Origin of the sequence: Gordonia desulfuricans NBRC 100010 (genome assembly GCF_001485495.1) — a bacterium.
Lineage (GTDB): Bacteria > Actinomycetota > Actinomycetes > Mycobacteriales > Mycobacteriaceae > Gordonia > Gordonia desulfuricans.
In genome coordinates this window covers 20,683-40,304 of sequence record NZ_BCNF01000026.1, presented here as the reverse complement: position 1 = coordinate 40,304, position 19,622 = coordinate 20,683, and the positions used below count along the sequence as shown (strand labels likewise).

Here is a 19,622-nt window from a genome sequence, read left to right as displayed (position 1 = left end):
CACTTCGATGCCGATGCCACACCGTCGTGCCTGCCCGCATACCCTTGGCGGTATGGCGCAGTCGATCCTGGTGACCCTCGATGGCACGGTTCTCGATCCGGACACCCCGTTCCTCCATGCCGACGACCTCGCGGCGGTGCGGGGCGACGGCATCTTCGAGACCCTGCTGATCCGCGACGGACACGCGCGCTGCGTCGACCTGCACCTCGACCGGCTCGCCCGCAGCGCCGTCATGCTGGACCTGCCCGCCCCGGACCGTGCCGCCTGGCAGGCGGCCATCGACGTGGCCGCCACCACCTGGACCGAGCGTGCCGGGAACCGGACCGAGGGACTGCTGCGCCTGGTGTACTCGCGCGGCCGGGAGAGCACCCCGGCCGGTCCGCCCACCGCCTATCTGACCGTCGGCGAGGTGGCCCCGCGTGCTGCGGCCGCGCGGGAGTCCGGGGTGTCGGTGGTGACATTGGATCGCGGTTTCTCCCTCGATCTGGCCGAGGCCGCGCCCTGGCAGCTGCTCGGCGCCAAGACATTGAGTTATGCGACCAACATGGCCGCACTGCGGTACGCCGGCTCACTCGGCTACGACGACGTGATCTATGTCAGCAGCGAGGGGGCCGTCCTGGAGGGTCCGCGGTCGACCGTGGTGGCCGTCACCGGCGAGACGCTGGTCACGCCCCCGGTCGAGGTGGGCATCCTGCCCGGGACCACCCAGCTCGCGACCTTCGCGCTCGCGGAGTCCGAGGGGTGGGCGACGCAGACCCGGGTGCTACGGCCGGCCGACCTGCTGGTGGCCGACTCGGTATGGCTGATCAGCAGCGTCACCCTGGCCGCACGGGTCACCGCGCTCAACGGTCGTGCGATGCCCGAGCCCGAGGACGCGAAGAAATTCGTCGATTTGGTCAACCGCGCGATTTGCGTTCAGCCAGAATAGGGTTGAGTCCGAAATGCGTGACTCGTACCACAAGAGAGACTCGGCCCACAACTGAATCCATGGTGGCGGGACCTTGGTCGCTTGTCGGGCTTTTCGGGCCGGCGTAACGTCGCCGACATAGGTACTACGTGCCGTAGTACATAGCGTCAGTGGTGTCGTACCGGTGTCGCTGCGTCAGTGCCTATGCTTGCGTCCCTGTTCGCGTCTCGCAGCCCGAGGCGCGGCCAAGCGATTTGAGGCGAATTTGAACGCTCTGGATCTGTCCCGGTGGCAGTTCGGTATCACCACCGTCTATCACTTCATCTTCGTGCCGTTGACGATCGGTCTCGCGCCCCTGGTGGCGATCATGCAGACCGTCTGGCACAAGACCGGCAACGAGCAGTGGCTGCGGGCGACCAAGTTCTTCGGGAAGCTCTTCCTGATCAACTTCGCGCTCGGTGTCGCGACCGGCATCGTGCAGGAGTTCCAGTTCGGCATGAACTGGAGCGAGTACAGCCGATTCGTCGCCGACGTCTTCGGCGCGCCACTGGCGCTCGAGGGGCTGGTGGCCTTCTTCCTGGAGTCGACCTTCCTCGGACTCTGGATCTTCGGCTGGGATCGACTGCCCCGAAAGATCCACCTGGCCACCATCTGGCTGGCCGCGATCGGCGTGACCGCGTCGGCGTACTTCATCATCGCCGCCAACTCGTGGATGCAGCACCCGGTGGGTGTGGTGTGGGACGAGACCCGGGATCGCCCTGCGATGAACGATTTCTGGGCCGTCATCACCAACAACACGACCCTTGCGGCGTTCCCGCACGTCCTCGCCGGTGCCTGGCTGACCGCGGCCACCTTCGTCGCGGCGATCGGCATCTGGTGGATGTCGCGCAACATGTGGCGCGCCAGGAAATTGCGGGCCGCCGCCGAGACCGGAGAGACACCGGATCTGCCGCCGACCACCGCACCGAGTCAGGTCGACGCCACCCCTGAGGATCTCGAGCACGATGCCCATCACCTGTGGCGACCGGTCACCCGACTGGCCTTGTGGGTCACCATCGTCGCCGGTGTCGCACTGTTCATCACCGGTGACCTCCAGGCCCAGATCATGTTCAAACAGCAGCCGATGAAGATGGCCTCGGCGGAGTCGTTGTGCAACACCGAGACCGGTGCCGGCTTCTCGGTCCTGTCGATCGGCCGGCAGAACAACTGCGACAACATCGATCACGTCATCGAGATCCCCAACATGCTGTCGTTCCTGGCCACCCACCGGTTCGATGCCGAGTTGCAGGGTGTCAACGAACTCCAGACGCAGTACCAGGAGTACTTCGACATGCCGGGCGCGAACTTCGCACCCAACCTGTTCGTCACCTACTGGGGATTCCGCGCCATGATCACCTGGGCGCTGGGCTCGGTGGTGGTCGCACTCGGCGGCCTGTGGCTCACCCGCAAGAAGCGGGTGGTGGAGTCCAGACGGTTCGGCATCCTCGCCCTGTGGATGATCCCGACCCCGTTCCTCGCCAACGCATCCGGCTGGATCTTCACCGAGATGGGTCGTCAGCCGTGGGTCGTCGCCCCGAACTTCCAGGACAACCTCGATCCGCGTCAGATCAGCATGATGGTGCAGGACGGCGTCTCCAACCACACGCCACCGGTGCTGTGGGTGACGATGATCGGCTTCACCATCCTCTACGGTGCGCTCGGCGTCATCTGGTTCATGTTGCAACGCCGCTATGCGCTGGAGGGACCGGCCGCCTATGACCACATCGCCCCGGAGGTCAGGTCCGACGACGACGACTCCGATGCCGATGAGCCCAAACAACTCTCGTTCGCGTACTGAGGAGTGACGACTGATGCTGGCTAACTTCTGGTTCATCCTCGTCGCCGTCCTGTTCATCGGCTACTTCGTGCTCGAGGGCTTCGACTTCGGGGTCGGCATGCTCATGCCGTTCCTGGGGCGGACCCACACCGGTGGCGACGAACAGGTCGCGGCCACCGACGAGGTCGCCGACCCCGACAAACGACGGCGCGTGCTGCTCAACACGATCGGTCCGGTCTGGGACGGCAACGAGGTGTGGCTGCTCACCGCGGGCGGCGCACTGTTCGCCGCCTTCGGCGGGTGGTACGCCACCATGTTCACCGCGTTCTATCTGCCGCTGTTCATCATCCTGATCGGTCTGATCACCCGTGTCGTCGCGATCGAATGGCGCGGCAAGATCAACGATCCCCGGTGGCGGAAGTGGTGTGACATCGGGATCGGGCTCGGCTCATGGATTCCCGCGATCCTGTGGGGTGTGGCCTTCGCCAATGTGGTCCGCGGCCTGCCGATCGACGCCGATCACCAGTACACCGCCGGGTTCTTCAACCTGCTCAACCCGTACGCCCTGCTCGGTGGGCTCACCACCCTGCTGGTGTTCCTCACCCACGGCGCGATCTTCCTGGGCCTCAAGACCAGTGGTGTGCTGCAGCAGGACGCGATGAAGTACGCGAAGGTCCTCGCGATCCCGACCCTGGTGGTCGCGGCGGCCTTCCTGCTGTGGACGCAGTTCGCCTACGGCAACGGGTGGACCTGGATTCCGGTGCTGATCGCCGCGGTCGCCGCGGTCGTGATGGTGGCCGCCACCCAGGTGCAGCGTGAGGGCATCGCCTTTGCCGCGACGTGTATCGCCATCGCCGGTACCGTGGCCACCCTGTTCTCGGTGCTGTTCCCGAATGTGCTTCCGTCGACGACGAATCCGGCCTGGAACCTGACCATCGAGAACACCGTGTCGAGCAACTACACCCTCACCGTGATGACCTGGGCGGCGGTGATCGTCACCCCGGTGGTGATCTGCTACCAGGCGTGGACGTACTGGGTGTTCCGCAAGCGGATCAGCGTCGAGCAGATCCCCAAGCCGGCCGGCCTGCCCTCCCTGCGGGTGGGGGAGTAGGCATGTGCCACCAGCGATCACCACTCGCTCACCGGTGGTGACCGAAGCGGCCGGCGGCGGCGCCCGACGTGCGGCGCCGCCGCTGGACCCGCGACTGCTGCGGTACTCCCGGACCACCCGTCACTATGTGGTGGTGACGGCCCTGTTCGCCACGGTCACCGTGGTGGCGGTGATCGTCACCGCGGCGATGACCGCGTCGATCCTGTCCGAACTGGTCACCGATCCGTCCCGGCGCAGCCTCGGCGCCCAGGCCTGGCACCTGTGGGTGCTGGTGGCCGCCGTCGCCGTGCGTGTCGGCGCCTCCTACGCCCACGACCGATATGCGCACCGGTCGGCCGCGCAGGCGATCACCGAGCTCCGCGGGCGGGCGCTGGAGGGTCTGACCGACCCCGACCACACCTCGCCGCGAGAGTTGTTGCGGCGCCGCGATCATGCCACCACCACACTGCTGCGTGGGCTGGATGCGCTCGGCCCGTACCTGTCCGGGTACGTGCCGGCCCTGATCGTGACGGTGCTCGTCACCCCGACCGTGGTGACGGTGATCGCGGTGACCGACTGGCTGTCGGCGGTGATCATCCTGATCACGCTCCCGCTGATCCCGCTGTTCATGGTGCTGATCGGGGTGACGACCCGCGACCGCACCGAACGCAAACTGGCCACGATGAGCCGCCTGACCGGTCAGCTCCTCGACCTGATCGCCGGTCTGCCCACCCTGCGTGCACTCAACCGGGCCCGCGCACCGGCGGTCCAGGTGGCCGAACTCGGCCGCGCACACCAGCGTTCGACGATGTCGGCGCTGCGGGTGGCATTCCTGTCCGGCGGTGTGCTCGAACTGCTGTCGACCCTGTGCGTGGCACTGGTCGCAGTGGGTATCGGCCTGCGTCTGGTGGGTGGCGAGATGAGTCTGTACGCAGGCATTCTCGCGTTGATCCTGGCCCCGGAGGCCTATCAGCCGTTGCGTGAGGTGGGTGCGCAGTTCCACAACTCCGCCGACGGTGTCGCCGCATCCCGCGAGGTGCTCGACCTCATCGAGTCGGGCGACGACGATGCGCCACACGCCCGCAATCGCACGTGCACCGTTGCCGGACAACCGATCCGGTTGCTCGATGTCGGCGTGCACGGCCGGGACGGATGGGCGCCGCACGAGTTGTCGGCGACGGCGAATCCGGGTGCGCTGACGGTCTTCACCGGACCGAACGGTTCCGGCAAGTCCACCGCGATCGCCGCGATCCTCGGTCTGCTCGCCCCCGAGGAGGGGTCTGTGCTCGTCGGTCCGATCTCGGTGGCCGAACTCGAGCCCGGCGCCTACCACGAACAGATCGCCTGGCTCCCACAGCATCCGGTGGTGGTCCCCGGGACCGTCGCCGACAACCTCGCCCTGTTCGGCGCCCTCGACCCGGAGGGCCTGCGACGGGCCTGTGCCACCACCGGATTCGACGAGGTGCTCGCCGCGCTGCCCGACGGCCCCGACACCGTGCTCGGTGCCGGGGGAGTGGGGCTGTCGGCCGGTCAGCGACAACGCCTGGCGCTGGCCCGCGTGCTGGCCGCACCCGCACCGCTGCTGCTGCTCGACGAACCGACCGCCCACCTCGACGCGGCCGCCGAACGCACCGTGCTCGAGGCCCTCGCCGCCCGTGCCCGCGCCGGTGACACCGTCATCGTCGTCGCCCACCGCGACGTCGCGCGCGGCCTCGCCGACGAGGTGATCGAGTTCCCGGAGGTCGTCCATGTGGGCTGAACTGCGTTCCGACCCGTTGATCCGCGCACTGGGGTTGCTGGGCCTGCGGGCCCGGGCGATCGTGCTGCCGCTGATCCTGGGCGTGGCCGGGGCGCTGTCGGCGCTGGGGCTGGCCGCGTTGTCGGCCTGGCTGATCACCCGTGCCTGGCAGATGCCGCCGGTGCTGTACCTGTCGATCGCCATCACCGCGGTTCGGGCACTGGGCATCTCGCGCGGCCTGTTCCGTTATCTCGAACGCCTCGCCACCCACGATCTGGCGCTCGGCGCGATGGCCACCGCCCGCGAGCGTGTCTATCTGGCGCTGGCGTCGGGTTCACCCGCGTACTCGGTGACCCTGCGCCGCGGCGAACTGCTGACCCGCACCGGCGACGACATCGACGAGATCGGCAATGCACTGATCCGCGCGATGATCCCGATCGGGGTGGGACTGACCACCTCCGCGTCGGCGGTCGCGATCATGGCCCTCGTATCCGGTTGGGCCGCAGTGGTGCTGGCCGTGGCCCTGATCGTGTCCGGGGTGATCGCGCCCTGGCTGGCGGCCCGCGGATCGGCCCGCACACTGGCCGACGGTGCGCAGGCCGTGCACCGGTCCGCCGACGCCACCACCACCGCGCTGTGGCATGCGTCCGAACTCGTCGTGGCCCGTCGCCGCGAGAGCGTGCTCGACGCCGCCCGCCGTGCCGATGCCGACGCGATCGTGGCCACCGACCGTGGCCGTCGGATCGAGGCCGCGGCGCGAGCCGCCACCCCGCTGTCGCTGGGTGTCTCCCTGCTGGCGGCCTGCCTGATCGGAATCGGTCTGGCCGGGCAGGTCACCGGATCGCTGGCCGACGTGTCCTCGGTGACCGGAGCGCTCACCCCGATGCTGCTCGGTGTGCTGATCCTGCTCCCGCTCTCGTCCTTCGAGTCGACGGCACCGCTCACCGAGGCCGGTATCCAACTCGAACGCAGCCGCCAGGCGGCGGCCCGGGTGATGGCACTGGTCGACGGCGCCGCCGGCCACGGGCGGGCACATCCGGGCGAGCCGGACGACATCGAGCAGATCGACGACGTCGCCGTCCATCCCGGACCGGTCGCCCTCGACCTGCGGGGTATGCGCTGGGGGTGGTCGACCGAGCAGACCCTCGGCCCCGCCGACGGTCTCACCCGCACCCTGCCGCCCGGTTCCCGGCTGGCCGTCGTCGGTCCCAGCGGGGTGGGGAAATCGACGCTGCTGCTCACCCTGTCCGGGCTGCTCACCCCGTGCGCGGGCACGGTGACCGCCGCCGCGACCGGCGCGCAGAACGGAGATCGGATCGAACTCCGCTCGGCCGCCTGCTATTTCGCCGAGGAGGCGCATATCTTCTCGACGTCGGTGCGGGAGAACCTGCGCGTCGCCCGCGGCGACGTCACCGACGCCGAGATCGATGCCGCGCTCACCGAGGTCGGCCTCGACGGCTGGGTGGCGCGGCTGCCCGAGGGGCTCGACACCGACCTCACCGGCGGGGCGGAGGCCCTCAGCGGCGGGCAGCGTCGGCGACTGTTGCTGGCGCGCGCCCTGATCCATCGCGCACCGGTGGTCCTGCTCGACGAACCGACCGAGCATCTCGACACCGCCGATGCGCAGCGTCTGCTGGACCGCCTGCTCGACCCGACGGACGCGCTGTTCGGGCCCGACCGGACGGTCATCGTGGTCACCCATCAGTTGCCCGACGGCGTCGCCGCCGACGTCATCCGGCTGGAGCCGGCCGTCCTCGGATGAGCCGTGCGGGCCGCTTCGCGAAAACCCGTTGCCGCGCCCCGAAGATCGGGCGTAACTTCGGGAGTACACGAGGAAGGAGGTGGTCCGAGTTGAGTTACTCAGGGACATGTGAGGTGACCATCCGCTGACGCGGAGTGCCATCTGATATCCGCTCAGGAGGTCTCTGCACCGCGAATACCAGGTGGTCACCCGGCCCCCGCACCCGACCCGTCCGGTCGACACGCCCGATGCCTCGGGCGGTGCGGGGGCCGTTTCACGTTTTGCGGGTAGCGCACTACTCGTGTCCGGCCCGCCCGTGCGCGGTGCACTGGAACAGCCGGCGGCACCATACCGATCCGGCGTCCGGAACGAGGAGTACTGCGATGACCGTGATCACCACCGAGATCGGCGCACCTCGACGCGTCGCCGACCGCTTCCTCACCCCGGGCGACCCGGAGTGGACCGACGACGGCGCCGCCACCTGGCTGACCGGGCACGCCGGCGGACTGACCTACACCTGCACCCCGGGGCGCGCCGACTCGCGCCTGACCCTGCACAACCGCGGGTGCGGTGACCTGGCCGTACTCTCCCTGCCGGGATTCACCGGCACCACCGGCACACGGTTCACCCATCTGCCGAGCGGGTCGTCGGCGGCGTTGCCCGACAGCGAGTTCCACATCCTGCAAGGCGAACGGCGGGATGGCCGACCGATGCTGGTCGGCCAGATCGTCGACGACCCGGTCCGCACCGACGACGATCCCATCGTGCTCGTGCACCCGCCTCGACCGGAGGCCGTCGACTGGTCGCAGATGCCCGGGGCCGACGAGTTCTGGACCCCCGGCACCGCCCCGCGGCCCGGGCGCGACGATCACCGCCTGTGCCCGGCCGATGTGGGCGTGCACTACACCGACGTCGGGGGGATGGTGGTGGTCCACAACGACGGCTGCGTCCGCATCGCGGTGCTGATGACCGGGATCGGCGGAGCCTTCGATCTGGTCGTCGCCCGGCCGGGAGAGCGGGTCCCGATCCCGCCCGGTCCGGGCCTGCACTATGTGCAGGCGGCTCGTCGCCACCGCCGTCCGGTCGTCGTCGACGTGCTCCAGGTATTCGCCTGACCTGCCGCTTCACAGCGTTCCTGTGAGAACGCTGAAACTTCCTGAGTGCCGGGACCTCGTGTGAGGCAAGGCTTCTCTTTACTCTCATCGCGATGTCCGAATTGACCGATGGGAGTGGGATTCGATGAAGCGAACCAGACGAGCGGGCCTGGTGGCCGCAGTGCTGGCGGTGGTGCTGGCGGGAACCGTCGCCTGCAGCGGCGGGTCGGACGAGGGCGGCGGGACAGGCGACGGTGACGGCTCGCTGACGCTGTACTCGGGCCGGTCGGAGTCCCTGGTGGGTCCGCTCGTCGAGGGTGTCGACGTCGGCGTGACCGTCACCCCCGCCTACGACAAGAAGGCCGCACAGATCCTCGAGGAGGGGGAGCACTCCCCGGCCGACCTGTTCTTCGCGCAGGATGCAGGCGAACTGGGCGCCCTCGCGATGGCCGGGCTACTCGAGCCGCTGCCTGCCGACATCGTCGACCGGGTTCCGGCGACCTACCGGTCGGAGTCGGGTGGCTGGGCTGCCACGTCGGCACGGTCACGCGTGCTGCTCTACAACCCGTCGAAGGTGCCGGCCGCCGATCTGCCCGCCGGGATCGACGGTCTGCTCGATCCGCGCTTCCGCGGCCAGGTGGGCTATGCGCCGACCAACCCGTCGTTCAAGTCCTTCGTCACCGGACTGCGCCTGATCCGCGGTGACGACGCCGCACGCGACTGGCTGACCCGCTTCATGGCCAACGAGCCCAAGGCATTCGACGGCAACGGGCCGCTGGTCAAGGCGGTCGACGACGGGACCGTCGCGACCGGACTGACCAACCACTACTACTGGGTGCAGGAGGTGGAGGAGAAGGGGATCGACGCGGTGGCCTCGCGCCTGCACTTCTTCGCCGACGGCGACCCCGGAGCGCTGGTCAACGTCGCGGGCATCGCGGTGCTCAAGAGCTCGCCGAACAAGGAGAAAGCCTTCGACTTCGTCCGGGCGATGTTCACCGCCGACAACCAGAAGTACTTCACCACCGAGGTCGGCGAGTATGCGATCACCGGTGACATCCCGATCCCGGTGGCCGGCATCCCGCCGCTGCTCGCCGATCTGCATCCGCCGACCGTCGATCTCGACGACCTCGCCGATGTCGCGGGGACCGAACGGATGCTCACCGAGGTGGGTGCGGTCTGAGGTTCTCGGTCTCGTCGGGGTCGCGTGCCGACCGGGGCATCCGAGTCCTCGCGGGCGTCACCGGTATCGCCGTGGCGATGCTGGTGACGCTCGTCGTGGTGTACCTGGTGATCCGCGCGGGCGGTGCCGGAGGTGACACCGTGCGGGCCGCGGTGTTCCGGACGCGGACCCTCGATCTGGTCACCAACACGGCCCGGCTGGCGCTCACCGTGACGGTGCTGTCGGTGCTGATCGGGGTGGGCCTGGCGGTGGGGGTGAGCCGCGGTGTCTCCCGGGGCCGACCGATCTGGGTCACGATGCTGGCCGCCCCGCTCGCGATCCCCTCCTACATCGCCGGATTCGCCTGGGGCCGGCTGGTTCCCGGGTTCGAGGGGTTCGGTGCCGCCGTGCTGGTCCTCACCATGACCTGCTATCCGCTGGTCATGCTCCCGGCCGTTGCGGCGCTGTCGGGGACGGGGCGTTCGGCCGAGGACGTGGCCCGCACCCTCGGCTGCACACCCGTGGTGGCCTTCCTGCGCACCACCGGGCCCCGGATCGCCCCGGCGGTCCTCGGTGGGGCACTGCTGGTGGCGCTGTATGCGATCAGCGACTTCGGTGGTCCGGCGGTCGTCCGATACGACGTGTTCACGGTGGGAATCCACAACGCGTACAACGGTTCCGTCGACCGGTCCCTGGCCGCGGTGTACGCCTGCCTGCTGGTGACGATGGCCGTCGGCCTCGCCCTGCTCGAACGACTGATCCGGCCGGCGGGGTCTGCGGTGACCGCGGTGGGCCGTCCTGTGGTGCAGCGTGATTCGACACTCGCCTGGGTCGCGATGGCCGGCGTCGTCGGGATCGGTGTGCTGGCCCCGGTTCTCGCCCTGATCCGCGAGATCGTCGCCTCGCGGCGGGCGACACCCGACGGCCGCACCGTCCTCGAGTGGGTGGGGCCGCTGGCGATCAACACCTTTCGGCTCGCCGTCGTGGCCGCCGCGGTGATCGCGGTGATCGCCGTGGGGGTGGCACTGTTCCTGCGGCGCCCACGCAGTCGCACCGCACATCTCGTCGAGGTGATCGTGTATCTGGGCTTCGCCCTGCCTGGGATCACCGTCGCGGTGGCGCTGGTGTTCTTCGGGGTGCGGGCGGCCCCGGGGCTCTACCTCACCACCACCCTGCTCGTCGTGGCCTATCTGATCCTGTTCCTGCCGCTGTGCCTGGGACCGCTGCGCAGTGAACTCGACGCGTTGCCCGGAGGCGTCGAGGGGGCATCGCGCACCCTCGGGGTCGGCGCCGTCGGCACCCTGCTGCGGGTGACGCTGCCCGCCACCGCACCGGCGCTGCTGGCCGGGGCGGGCCTGGCCGCCCTGTCGATCGCCAAGGAACTGCCCGCCACGCTGATGCTGGCCCCGATCGGCACCCGCACCCTGGCCACCGACATGTGGAGCGCCGTCAACGAACTGCACCACGGCCAGGCCGCAGTCCTCGGTCTGGTGCTCATCGCGGTGTCGTCGGTGCCCACGGTGGTGCTCTCGACCCGATTCCTGCCCCGAGGAGAGCCATGACCGACGCCACGACCGCAGCCGTCACCGCAGGATCGGCCGACGATCTCGTCCTGCGCGTCGCCGACCTGGCCGTCGGATACCGGACCGGTGCCGCCCGCACCACCGACGTGATCGGTGACATCTGCTTCACGGTGCCGCGCTCGACGATCACCGTGGTGGTGGGCCCGTCCGGCTGTGGCAAGTCGACCCTGCTGCGGGCGGTCGCCGGACTGGAACCGATCCGCCGGGGGACCGTCGAGGTGGCCGGTGCCGGCGGGACCGCCGGCGGCCGGCTGCGCACCGTCGCCGCCGCACACACCTGGGTACCACCCGAACGACGCTCGATCGGTCTGGTGCCGCAGGACGGATCCCTGTTCGCGCATCTGTCGGTGGCGCGCAACATCGGATTCGGTGTGCCCCGGGCTGATCGCGGCGCGCGGGTGGCCCGACTGCTCGACCTGATCGGGATGGGCGAGCTGGCCGACCGGCGACCCGCCGCATTGTCCGGCGGGCAACGACAGCGCGTCGCGCTGGCCCGCGCGCTCGCCCCACGACCGGCGCTGACCTGCCTCGACGAACCGTTCTCGGCACTCGATGCGTCGCTGCGGGCGAGTCTGCGCACCGAGGTCCGGCGGATGATCCTCGACGACGGGGGTACCGGACTGCTCGTGACCCACGACCGGGAGGAGGCCCTCGCGATGGCCGATCAGGTGCTGGTGCTGATCGACGGACGGATCCGCCAGATCGGGACCCCGCAGGAGGTCTACGCGTCACCGCGCGATGCGGAGGTGGCCGCCCTGTTCGGGCCGGTCTCGGTGGTGGATGCCGTCGCCGACACCGACCGTGCGCGGTGCACGCTCGGCGAGGTGGATCTCGCGACCCGCGGTCACGGACCGGGGCGGCTGCTGATCCGTGCCGCCGATGTGGGCTGCAGGCGCGCACACGAGATGGACGCGGGCGCCGGCACGGTGGCCGCGGTGGTGACCGGCACCGAGTACGCCGGAGATCGCACGGTGGTGACCGCACAGATCACCGGGGTCACCGCACAGGTCACCGGGATGTCAGGAACCGCGAACCAGGTCACCGGGACCGTACTCGCCGAGGCGCTGGAACCGTTGCGACCCGGGGACGACGTCGTCCTGGAGGTGCGCCGCCCCCTGCATTTCGTCGCCGGCGACCGGCCGGGTGGGCCGGTCTAGCCGACGTGGCGGCGCAGTTTGGCCGACAGCCGCGGGATGAGGTCGCCGTCGGAGTCGACGCGTTCCTCGACGTAGGCCAGGTCGCCGTCTTCGACCAGACCGTAGAGACGTTTGGCGCCGCCGGTCCGGAAGCCGGATTCGGACTTGATCACGACGTCGGTCGCCAGTTCCCACGCGGTCTGGTTGAGCGGTGTCCCGTAGAACAGCTCCACCGAACCCTCGGCGTGTGCCAGCAGCAGCTCGATGGTGTCGTCCTCACCGATCCGCCAGTACCCGGTCTCGCGCAGGTCGGGGCGCACATAGTTGGCGTCCTCGTCGATCACCCACGACCGCGACTCCCAGTTCAGGAAGTTCTGGCCGTCGTGGCTGACCACGATCTGCTGGGCGAAGTGATAGTCCTCGCCGGACTCGGGATCGTTGGCCTCGCCCTCGCCGCGCCACACACCGACCATCGGCAGCAGGGCGAGCAGACCCGGATGCAGGTCGGCGCCCAGACGCAGGTTGGCGGTGTCCGGGGGGAGCGGGATGTCGTCCCAGGTCGGCAGATTGCGTTCGCGGCTGCCGGACTCGACGGCGCGTGCCTCTGCCTGACCGATCGCCTCGTCGCCCGACCGCCGGGACGCCGGGGTGGCGTCGTCCGGGTCGGGGCCGGGCCCTTCGGGGGGAAGGGTCACGACTCGTCGGTGACCAGGCGGTAGAGGACGTAGAGCGCGAACCAGATGATCAGGACCGACGCCAGTGCGAGCAGAACCTCGAAGAAGATGACCACGTCGGACAGTTTACCGCTCCGGCTCGCGGCCGTTCACCACGGCCACCCGTTTGGCGCCGGCGGTGACCACGACTGTGATGCACGACGCCGTGAACGTCACAGGGCCCCGATCACCGGGATGGTGATCGGGGCCCTGTGGGACCTTCGGTGATGCCTTACTTGGCGACGGTGATGTCGCGGGTGTGCACGCCCGGGCCCTCGGGGCTCACGGTGGTGTCACCGTTGCCGACCGAGCTGAGCGCACGCAGCGTCCAGGTGCCGGGGGCGGCGAAGAAGCGGAAATCACCCGTCGGGCTGGCGACGACCTCGGCGGTGAACTCACCGGTCGAGTCGAGCAGCCGGACGAAGGCACCGGCAACGGGGCTGCCGGCCGAGTCGGTGACCTGTCCGGTCAGGACGGTCTCCTTCTCGACGTCGACGCCTGCGGGCAGGTTCTGCCCCTGCTTGGGTGCTGCACACATGATTACTTACCTTCTCCCAGTTCGACCGGAACGCCGACGAGTGAGCCGTACTCGGTCCAGCTGCCGTCGTAGTTCTTGACATTCTTGTGGCCCAGCAGCTCCTGCAGCACGAACCAGGTGTGGCTCGAGCGCTCACCGATGCGGCAGTAGGCGATGGTCTCCTTCGCCCCGTCCAGACCGGCTTCCTTGTAGAGCTCGGCGAGCTCGTCGTCGGAGCGGAAGGTGCCGTCCTCGTTGGCGGCCTTGCTCCACGGCACGCTGATCGCGGTCGGGATGTGGCCGGCGCGCTGGCTCTGCTCCTGCGGGAGGTGGGCCGGGGCGAGGATCTTGCCGGAGAACTCGTCGGGCGACCGGACGTCGACCAGGTTCTTCACGCCGATGGCGTCGACGACCTCGTCGCGGAACGCGCGGATGGTGTTGTCCGGGTCGGCGGCCTTGTACTCGGTGGCCGGGCGGGCGACCGACTCGGTCGACAGCGGGCGCCCGTCGAGCTCCCACTTCTTGCGGCCGCCGTCGAGCAGCTTCACGTCGTCGTGGCCGTACAGCTTGAAGTACCAGTAGGCGTAGGCCGCGAACCAGTTGTTGTTGCCGCCGTAGAGGACGACGGTGTCGTCGTTGGCGATGCCGCGCTCGGAGAGCAGCTTGGAGAACTGCTCACGGTCGACGAAGTCACGACGAACCGGATCCTGCAGATCGGTCTTCCAGTCGATCTTCACGGCGCCCTCGATGTGGCCGCCGTCGTAGGCGCTGGTGTCCTCGTCGACCTCGACGAGAACGACCTTGTCGGTGTGCAGGTTCTGCTCAGCCCAATCAGCGCTGACCAGGACGTCGGAACGTGCCATGGGTTTTCCTCCCGGAATGGGTTTTCAAGGGGTGGGAACGAGAGATGAGGATCTCGGCGTCAGGAGCCGAGGACCTCGGCGGAAGATGACGGATGACGTTCGCTCGGGGCACAGGAGGCCTGTGAGGGTGCGCTGGCGCCGGCCGGCATCTATCGGTGAACGCGCCGGCAGGAATGCGCCACGATCACCGTCTAGCGACAACAACAGTCGGCGACACGACAGAAGTCGATCGCCCGGCGGCGGGTGAGCAAGAACTCACGGCGCAGTTGCATGGAGGCCAGCCTACAGCAGCGATCGCGGTGGCTCGACGTGTGGGCCCGCCTTTCGCGCGCGGCGGGCCGATCAGGGTGTGACGGTGGCCGTCGAGGGGGCAGCGAACCGGTCGACCTGCAGGTCACGGGCATCGGCGTGGGCCTCGAGTACCACGTCGCTACCCGCACTGTGGGCGCCGGTGGCGGGCAGATCCCACGGCATCGGCAGCCGCGGGAGGGTTGCGGTGAAGCGGTCGAGGACCGCCTGGCGCAGCGGCGCGTCGAGATCGGGGACGTCGAGATGCTCCTCCGGGCCGCGGTAGAAGTCGACTGCTTGCAGATGGAGCCGGCCGTCGACCACCGACAGGTCCACGCTGACGCTGACCCGCACGGTGGGGTCGGCGTAGCCCGACGCCGACGGCGAGTTCTGCGGGGTGGGCCGGCCGTCGGCCGCGGGGGCCGACCCCGGCGGGAGTGCCACCGTCCCGGCCAGGACCACACCGGAGGTCCGCTCGAGGTTGCCGAACTGCGGCCCACCGCCACCGACCCGGTCGGCGGCGGCCGGGGTGTTGACGGTCAGATCCAGGATTCCGAGGAAGCGGCCCAGGTTCACCGAGTTCAGCAACGAGTACGCCTGCACCGATGAGGCGCGGATCACCGATCCGGGGCGGATGTCGAAACCGTCACCGACCGAGAACGGGCCGAGGGTGACGCCCAGCTCCGCGAAACAGCCCGGCACATCACCGCCGGTGTGGGTGCAGCCCAGGGCGGGCACGCCCCGGGCGGTGATGGTGGCGCCGGTGAACTCGCCGTCACGGGCATGGGTGAGGAATGGGAAACCGCCGAGGGTGACCTCGGGGTGATAGGGCAGACCGGCGGAACCGGGCAGGTCAGACGACGCGAGCGATTCGGACAGTCGGTGTTCGGCGCGAGAGGCGGCGACGGTGTCGGTGATCAGTCCGGCCGCACTCACCGCCACCACGACGGCCACCGCGACGAGAACGGCGCGGCGCAGTCGTGGTGGGGTCGGCGGCGGGGCAGTGGCATCGGCGGCGGGGCCGTGCGGCTCCGCCTTGTTAACAGCGTGTCCCGGCATTGCGGCTATTCTGTCATCTATCGCGCACACGTTGGTAAGGCGGCGTAAACATCCGCCGAGTGGGTGCGAGCTGATCGTTCGCCTCAGCGTCGAGGCCGGTCGGACGGGGTGGATAACCGAAGCGGAGCGTAGAAGATCGGAGTGATTCGTGGATCTCCTGCTGTTGACCGCAGACCCCAATCCGGAATCGGTGTTGCCGTCGTTGTCGCTGTTGGCACATACGGTGCGGGTCGCACCGACCGAGGTGTCGTCGCTGATGGAGGCCGGTAACGCCGACGTCGCGATCGTCGACGCGAGGTCCGATCTCGCCGCTGCACGCGGGCTGTGTCGCCTGCTGGGCAGTACGGGATCGGCGGTTCCGGTGGCTGCGGTGTTGACCGAGGGTGGCCTGGTGGCGGTGAACGCCGACTGGGGCCTCGACGAGTTCTTGCTGCCCGGAACGGGACCGGCCGAACTCGATGCACGTCTACGACTGTTGGTGGTGCGGACCCGCGGGGTCAGCACCGAGGAGATGTCGGGCAAGGTCACCCTGGGTGAGCTGGTCATCGACGAGGGCACCTACACGGCGCGGCTGCGTGGCCGTCCGCTCGACCTCACCTACAAGGAGTTCGAACTCCTGAAGTACCTGGCGCAGAACGCAGGTCGGGTGTTCACCCGCGCGCAGCTGCTGCAGGAGGTCTGGGGATACGACTTCTTCGGCGGTACCCGTACCGTCGACGTGCACGTCCGGCGTCTGCGCGCCAAACTCGGCGCCGACCACGAGTCGTTGATCGGTACCGTGCGCAACGTGGGCTACAAGGCCGTGCGACCCGCCTCGCGGGGCGGTCGGGCCGACGCCGGTGACACCGCTGCCGACGATGCGCCCGAGGATGCCGGGCTGTCCGACGACGAGTCCTTCGACGAGGAGTTCAGTGCCCACTGACGCGCCGGTGGTGCTCGACGCACTCACCGCAGACCAGAGGGCGTGGGTCCACCGCGTCGTCGACGCCGCCACCGCCGCCGACGGCGTCGCACCCCTGTCCGAGCAGTCGGTGCACGCCGTCGACGCCCCGTCGGGCACGGTGCGGCACGTGGTGTCCTCGGCCGGATACGCCAACGTCACGCCCGGTCGTGACGGCGAGCCGCCGATGATCGAGGCGGTCGTCGATCCCGCGGCACGCCGCGCCGGTCACGGTCGTGCGTTGCTGACCGCGGCATTCGCCGTCGCCGGGGAACTCGGTGACGGCCCACGGGCGTGGGCGCACGGCGACCTTCCCGGAGCGGTCGCGCTGGCCGCCTCCCTGGGGTTGGGCAAGCGTCGAGAACTGTTGCAGCTGAGGCGAACCGGTGGTTCGGCCGGGCTCGGCCCGATCGTCGTCGCCGACGACGTGGTGCTGCGCGTGTATGCCGGTCCGGCCGACGACGCGGAGATCCTGCGGGTCAACAACGCCGCATTCGACTGGCATCCGGAACAGGGTGGCTGGGACCTCGGGCAGATCACCGAGCGGACGGCCGCCGACTGGTTCGATCCCGCCGGGTTGTTCCTGGCGTTCGATGCCGCCGACCCGGACACCCTGCTCGGCTTCCACTGGACCAAGCGCCAGGGCCCCGGGCTCGGTGAGGTCTACATCGTCGGCGTCGATCCGGCGGCGCAGGGCCGCGGGCTCGGTCGGCTGCTGACCCTGGCGGGTCTGCACTACTTCGCCGAACGCGGCGTGGACGAGGTCCTGCTCTACGTCGAAGGGGACAACACCGCCGCACTACACACCTACGAGCGACTCGGGTTCACCCGGTACGCCGTCGACGTCGCCTATGGCTGATCCGGGGGTCGCGCCGGCGGGGCAGCGTTCGGGCCTGCGCACGGTGGTCGGTTGGGCGGCGACCCTCGTGGGGGTCGCCGGGGTCTGCGTCGGGATTCTCGCGGTGGCCGCCCACTATGCGTCGTGGGTCTCCACCACGGCGAGCCGGGTGGCCGCGTTCACCCCCGTGCTGATCGTCGTCGGTGCGGTGGGGACGGTGATCCTGCTGGTGGCCCGGCGCTGGGTGCTCGGGATCGTCGGGGTGCTGGTGCTGGCGGTCGGGATCGTCACCCAGGCGCCGCTCTACATCGGCGAGAGTTCGCCTGCCGACGGCGATCTCGTCGTCATGCAGGCCAATGTCTACCTCGGTCGCGCCGACACCGCCGCACTCGCCGACACGGTTCGCGAGAACCGGGTGGACGTGCTCACCGTGGTGGAGCTGACCCCGGCGGCACTCGAACGGATTCAGGCGTCCGAACTCGTTGCCACCCTGCCGTATTCGTTCACCTCGCCCGGACCCGACGGCCGCGGGGTGGGGGTGTTCGCGCGGTATCCGATCACCGACGGCGAACTGCTCGAAGGGTATCGGCTCGGCAACATCCGGGCCGAGATCGAGCTCCCCGGACACGGCACCCACGCACTGTATGCGTTGCACCCGCTGCCGCCGTGGCCGGAGGAGGCATGGCGCTGGTATGCCGAACTCGACCGTCTCAGTGAGCGATTGACCGCCGAACGGCTGCCGCTGATCATCGGTGCGGACATGAACTCGACATGGGATCACAGCCGCTACCGCGACCTGCTCGACGTCACCTCCGACACCCCGGGGCTGATCGACGCCGCCGAGCGGGTCGGAGCGGGATTCGCGCCCACCTACCCGGCCAATTCGACGTTGCCGCCGCTGATCGCGATCGATCACATCCTCACCCGTGGCGGACCGCAGCCGACGTCGTTCCGGACCGTGGCGCTGCCCGGATCGGATCACCGCGGTGTGATCGCGACGGTGCGCCCGGCCTGATCCGGGAACGGCGGTCGCTCAGCGCAACCGGGGGATCAGCAGTTCGGCGACATGTCGTGCCTCCGACGCCAACGGCCACCCCGACAGCAACCAGATGTCCACCCCGGCCTGTTCGGCGACGGCGTTCATCGTGGCCGCGACGTTCTCGGCGCTGCCGACGAAATAGGTCCCGGTGCCCTTGCCCGCGATGTCGAAGGGCGGCTCGGCCGCCGTCCACGTGGTGAGCCCGGCGGCCATGTTGGGACCGAAGCGCAGCGAGTCGATGTCCGGGATGCGGCCGGCGCGCAGGGCGTCGATCCGGGCCTGCACCTGTGGGTCGTCGGCGACGAGTTCGTCGAGGCCGGGGAAACCGAAGCTGCGGAGATTGCGGTCGGCGGTGGCCAGGACGGTGTCCCGGGAGGTGGCCGCGAGCTGCTCGGCGAACCGATCCCAGGCCTGTTCCTCGGTCTCGCGGACGATCACGCTGGCCAGGGCGCCGAACCGCACGGTCCGGCCCCGTTCGGCGGTGGCCGCACGGACCCGTGAGAACAATCCGGCGAGCTGGTCGGGGGTGGACAGGAACGCCAGGTAGGCGTCGAGGACCTCGGCGGCGTGCTCGATGCCCTCCGGGGACGCCCCGGTGCCCCAGACCTCGATCCCGCCCGGCTGCCGGGGGCCCGGTATCGCGGGCTTGTAGCGCGGGCCGTAGGAGAGGTACTCGCCGTCGTAGGCGTCGGTCTCGTCGGCGTAGAGCCGCTTCACCTGCCGCCAGTACTCCGCCGACAGCCGATACCGTTGCTCCTTGGAGGTGAACTGGCCGTAACGGGCGAGGACCGGATCGGCACCGTTGACCTGGTTGTAGATGAGGCGTCCACCCGAATAGTGGTCGAAGACCTGCGCCTGCTCGGCGAGCAGTGCGGGCGGGGTGACACCGGGGTAGACCGGGATCAGGAACCGCAGATCCCGGGTGCCGGGAACGAGCGCGATGGGTTCGCGGGCGGTGGTCAGCGCTCCGTCGAAGCCGAGGGAGTCGAGGTTGCGTGCCTGCTCGACGAGCGTCGACAACGAGGGCGTCACGCGGTGCCCGGGTTCCCAGGGGACCTCTCCGTCGGCGGGATTGATGTACCAGAAGACCTCAGGAGCCAT

17 protein-coding genes are annotated in these 19,622 nt (G+C 69.4%); 12 read left to right on the top strand and 5 right to left on the bottom strand.

Going from position 1 to position 19,622, the window contains the following annotated elements; genetic code table 11:
* Positions 1-52 precede the first annotated feature (52 nt).
* The 9 genes from GD1_RS04475 to GD1_RS04435 all read left to right on the top strand — a co-directional run bounded on the left by GD1_RS04475 (position 53) and on the right by GD1_RS04435 (position 12,285).
* Positions 53-928, top strand: coding sequence for an aminodeoxychorismate lyase (locus GD1_RS04475; protein ID WP_059035937.1), 876 nt, complete (start codon positions 53-55; stop codon positions 926-928).
* 244 nt (positions 929-1,172) lie between these two features.
* Entirely contained in the window at positions 1,173-2,744 is a 1,572-nt protein-coding gene (locus GD1_RS04470; protein ID WP_059035935.1) for a cytochrome ubiquinol oxidase subunit I, read from the top strand.
* Positions 2,745-2,754: 10 nt separating this feature from the next.
* A complete protein-coding gene (cydB, locus tag GD1_RS04465; RefSeq protein ID WP_059035933.1) occupies positions 2,755-3,834 on the top strand; it encodes a cytochrome d ubiquinol oxidase subunit II in 1,080 nt (359 codons plus the stop codon).
* A 37-nt stretch (positions 3,835-3,871) separates the two neighbouring features.
* On the top strand, positions 3,872-5,572 hold the full coding sequence (gene cydD / locus GD1_RS04460) for a thiol reductant ABC exporter subunit CydD (protein WP_244882517.1): 1,701 nt from the start codon (positions 3,872-3,874) through the stop codon (positions 5,570-5,572).
* Complete coding sequence (gene cydC / locus GD1_RS04455) at positions 5,562-7,313, top strand: thiol reductant ABC exporter subunit CydC (RefSeq protein ID WP_174519011.1); 1,752 nt, start codon at positions 5,562-5,564, stop codon at positions 7,311-7,313. The genes cydD and cydC overlap by 11 nt, the downstream gene beginning before the upstream one ends.
* A 362-nt stretch (positions 7,314-7,675) precedes the next feature.
* On the top strand, positions 7,676-8,407 hold the full coding sequence (locus GD1_RS25175; RefSeq protein WP_174519010.1) for a hypothetical protein: 732 nt from the start codon (positions 7,676-7,678) through the stop codon (positions 8,405-8,407).
* Between the two features lie 124 nt (positions 8,408-8,531).
* Complete coding sequence (locus tag GD1_RS04445; protein WP_059035931.1) at positions 8,532-9,566, top strand: extracellular solute-binding protein; 1,035 nt, start codon at positions 8,532-8,534, stop codon at positions 9,564-9,566.
* Between the two features lie 77 nt (positions 9,567-9,643).
* The gene (locus tag GD1_RS04440; protein ID WP_059035929.1) at positions 9,644-11,107 is read left to right on the top strand and encodes an ABC transporter permease; all 1,464 of its coding nucleotides are present in this window, start codon (positions 9,644-9,646) and stop codon (positions 11,105-11,107) included.
* Positions 11,104-12,285 carry an ABC transporter ATP-binding protein gene (locus tag GD1_RS04435; RefSeq protein WP_059035927.1) on the top strand — a complete coding sequence of 394 codons (1,182 nt, stop codon included), beginning with the start codon at positions 11,104-11,106 and terminating at the stop codon, positions 12,283-12,285. The genes GD1_RS04440 and GD1_RS04435 overlap by 4 nt, the downstream gene beginning before the upstream one ends.
* Here GD1_RS04435 and GD1_RS04430 read toward each other — a convergent pair.
* From GD1_RS04430 to GD1_RS04415, 4 genes are all read right to left on the bottom strand, one after another.
* The gene (locus GD1_RS04430) at positions 12,282-12,959 is read right to left on the bottom strand and encodes a heme-binding beta-barrel domain-containing protein (protein WP_059035925.1); all 678 of its coding nucleotides are present in this window, start codon (positions 12,957-12,959) and stop codon (positions 12,282-12,284) included. The two genes, GD1_RS04435 and GD1_RS04430, sit on opposite strands and share 4 nt — an antisense overlap.
* Positions 12,960-13,209: 250 nt before the next feature.
* The gene (locus GD1_RS04425; RefSeq protein ID WP_020792210.1) at positions 13,210-13,515 is read right to left on the bottom strand and encodes a DUF1416 domain-containing protein; all 306 of its coding nucleotides are present in this window, start codon (positions 13,513-13,515) and stop codon (positions 13,210-13,212) included.
* Positions 13,516-13,517: 2 nt separating this feature from the next.
* On the bottom strand, positions 13,518-14,357 hold the full coding sequence (locus tag GD1_RS04420; RefSeq protein ID WP_020792211.1) for a sulfurtransferase: 840 nt from the start codon (positions 14,355-14,357) through the stop codon (positions 13,518-13,520).
* Positions 14,358-14,699: 342 nt separating this feature from the next.
* Positions 14,700-15,704 (bottom strand): LmeA family phospholipid-binding protein, encoded by a 1,005-nt coding sequence (locus tag GD1_RS04415; RefSeq protein WP_059035923.1) that lies wholly within the window; start codon positions 15,702-15,704, stop codon positions 14,700-14,702.
* Positions 15,705-15,852: 148 nt separating this feature from the next.
* Here GD1_RS04415 and GD1_RS04410 point away from each other — a divergent pair, with 148 nt between their 5' ends.
* The 3 genes from GD1_RS04410 to GD1_RS04400 are packed head-to-tail and all read left to right on the top strand — an operon-like array spanning position 15,853 to position 18,497.
* Entirely contained in the window at positions 15,853-16,626 is a 774-nt protein-coding gene (locus tag GD1_RS04410; RefSeq protein ID WP_020791925.1) for a winged helix-turn-helix transcriptional regulator, read from the top strand.
* Complete coding sequence (mshD, locus tag GD1_RS04405) at positions 16,574-17,503, top strand: mycothiol synthase (RefSeq protein WP_083533850.1); 930 nt, start codon at positions 16,574-16,576, stop codon at positions 17,501-17,503. The genes GD1_RS04410 and mshD overlap by 53 nt, the downstream gene beginning before the upstream one ends.
* Positions 17,496-18,497, top strand: a complete 1,002-nt coding sequence (locus GD1_RS04400) for an endonuclease/exonuclease/phosphatase family protein (RefSeq protein ID WP_059035922.1) — start codon at positions 17,496-17,498, stop codon at positions 18,495-18,497. The genes mshD and GD1_RS04400 overlap by 8 nt, the downstream gene beginning before the upstream one ends.
* 18 nt (positions 18,498-18,515) lie before the next feature.
* Here GD1_RS04400 and GD1_RS04395 read toward each other — a convergent pair whose 3' ends face one another.
* Positions 18,516-19,622 (bottom strand): LLM class flavin-dependent oxidoreductase, encoded by a 1,107-nt coding sequence (locus GD1_RS04395; protein WP_059035920.1) that lies wholly within the window; start codon positions 19,620-19,622, stop codon positions 18,516-18,518.

Bases quoted from the DNA above. Each gene is read 5' to 3' on its own strand.
- GD1_RS04445 (WP_059035931.1), top strand. From the start codon at position 8,532: ATGAAGCGAACCAGACGAGCGGGCCTGGTGGCCGCAGTGCTGGCGGTG.
- GD1_RS04400 (WP_059035922.1), top strand. From the start codon at position 17,496: ATGGCTGATCCGGGGGTCGCGCCGGCGGGGCAGCGTTCGGGCCTGCGC.
- mshD (WP_083533850.1), top strand. From the start codon at position 16,574: ATGCCGGGCTGTCCGACGACGAGTCCTTCGACGAGGAGTTCAGTGCCC.
- cydC (WP_174519011.1), top strand. From the start codon at position 5,562: ATGTGGGCTGAACTGCGTTCCGACCCGTTGATCCGCGCACTGGGGTTG.
- GD1_RS04435 (WP_059035927.1), top strand. From the start codon at position 11,104: ATGACCGACGCCACGACCGCAGCCGTCACCGCAGGATCGGCCGACGAT.
- GD1_RS04415 (WP_059035923.1), bottom strand. From the start codon at position 15,704: ATGCCGGGACACGCTGTTAACAAGGCGGAGCCGCACGGCCCCGCCGCC.
- GD1_RS04420 (WP_020792211.1), bottom strand. From the start codon at position 14,357: ATGGCACGTTCCGACGTCCTGGTCAGCGCTGATTGGGCTGAGCAGAAC.
- GD1_RS04440 (WP_059035929.1), top strand. From the start codon at position 9,644: ATGCTGGTGACGCTCGTCGTGGTGTACCTGGTGATCCGCGCGGGCGGT.
- GD1_RS04475 (WP_059035937.1), top strand. From the start codon at position 53: ATGGCGCAGTCGATCCTGGTGACCCTCGATGGCACGGTTCTCGATCCG.
- GD1_RS04395 (WP_059035920.1), bottom strand. From the start codon at position 19,622: ATGGCTCCTGAGGTCTTCTGGTACATCAATCCCGCCGACGGAGAGGTC.
- GD1_RS25175 (WP_174519010.1), top strand. From the start codon at position 7,676: ATGACCGTGATCACCACCGAGATCGGCGCACCTCGACGCGTCGCCGAC.
- GD1_RS04425 (WP_020792210.1), bottom strand. From the start codon at position 13,515: ATGTGTGCAGCACCCAAGCAGGGGCAGAACCTGCCCGCAGGCGTCGAC.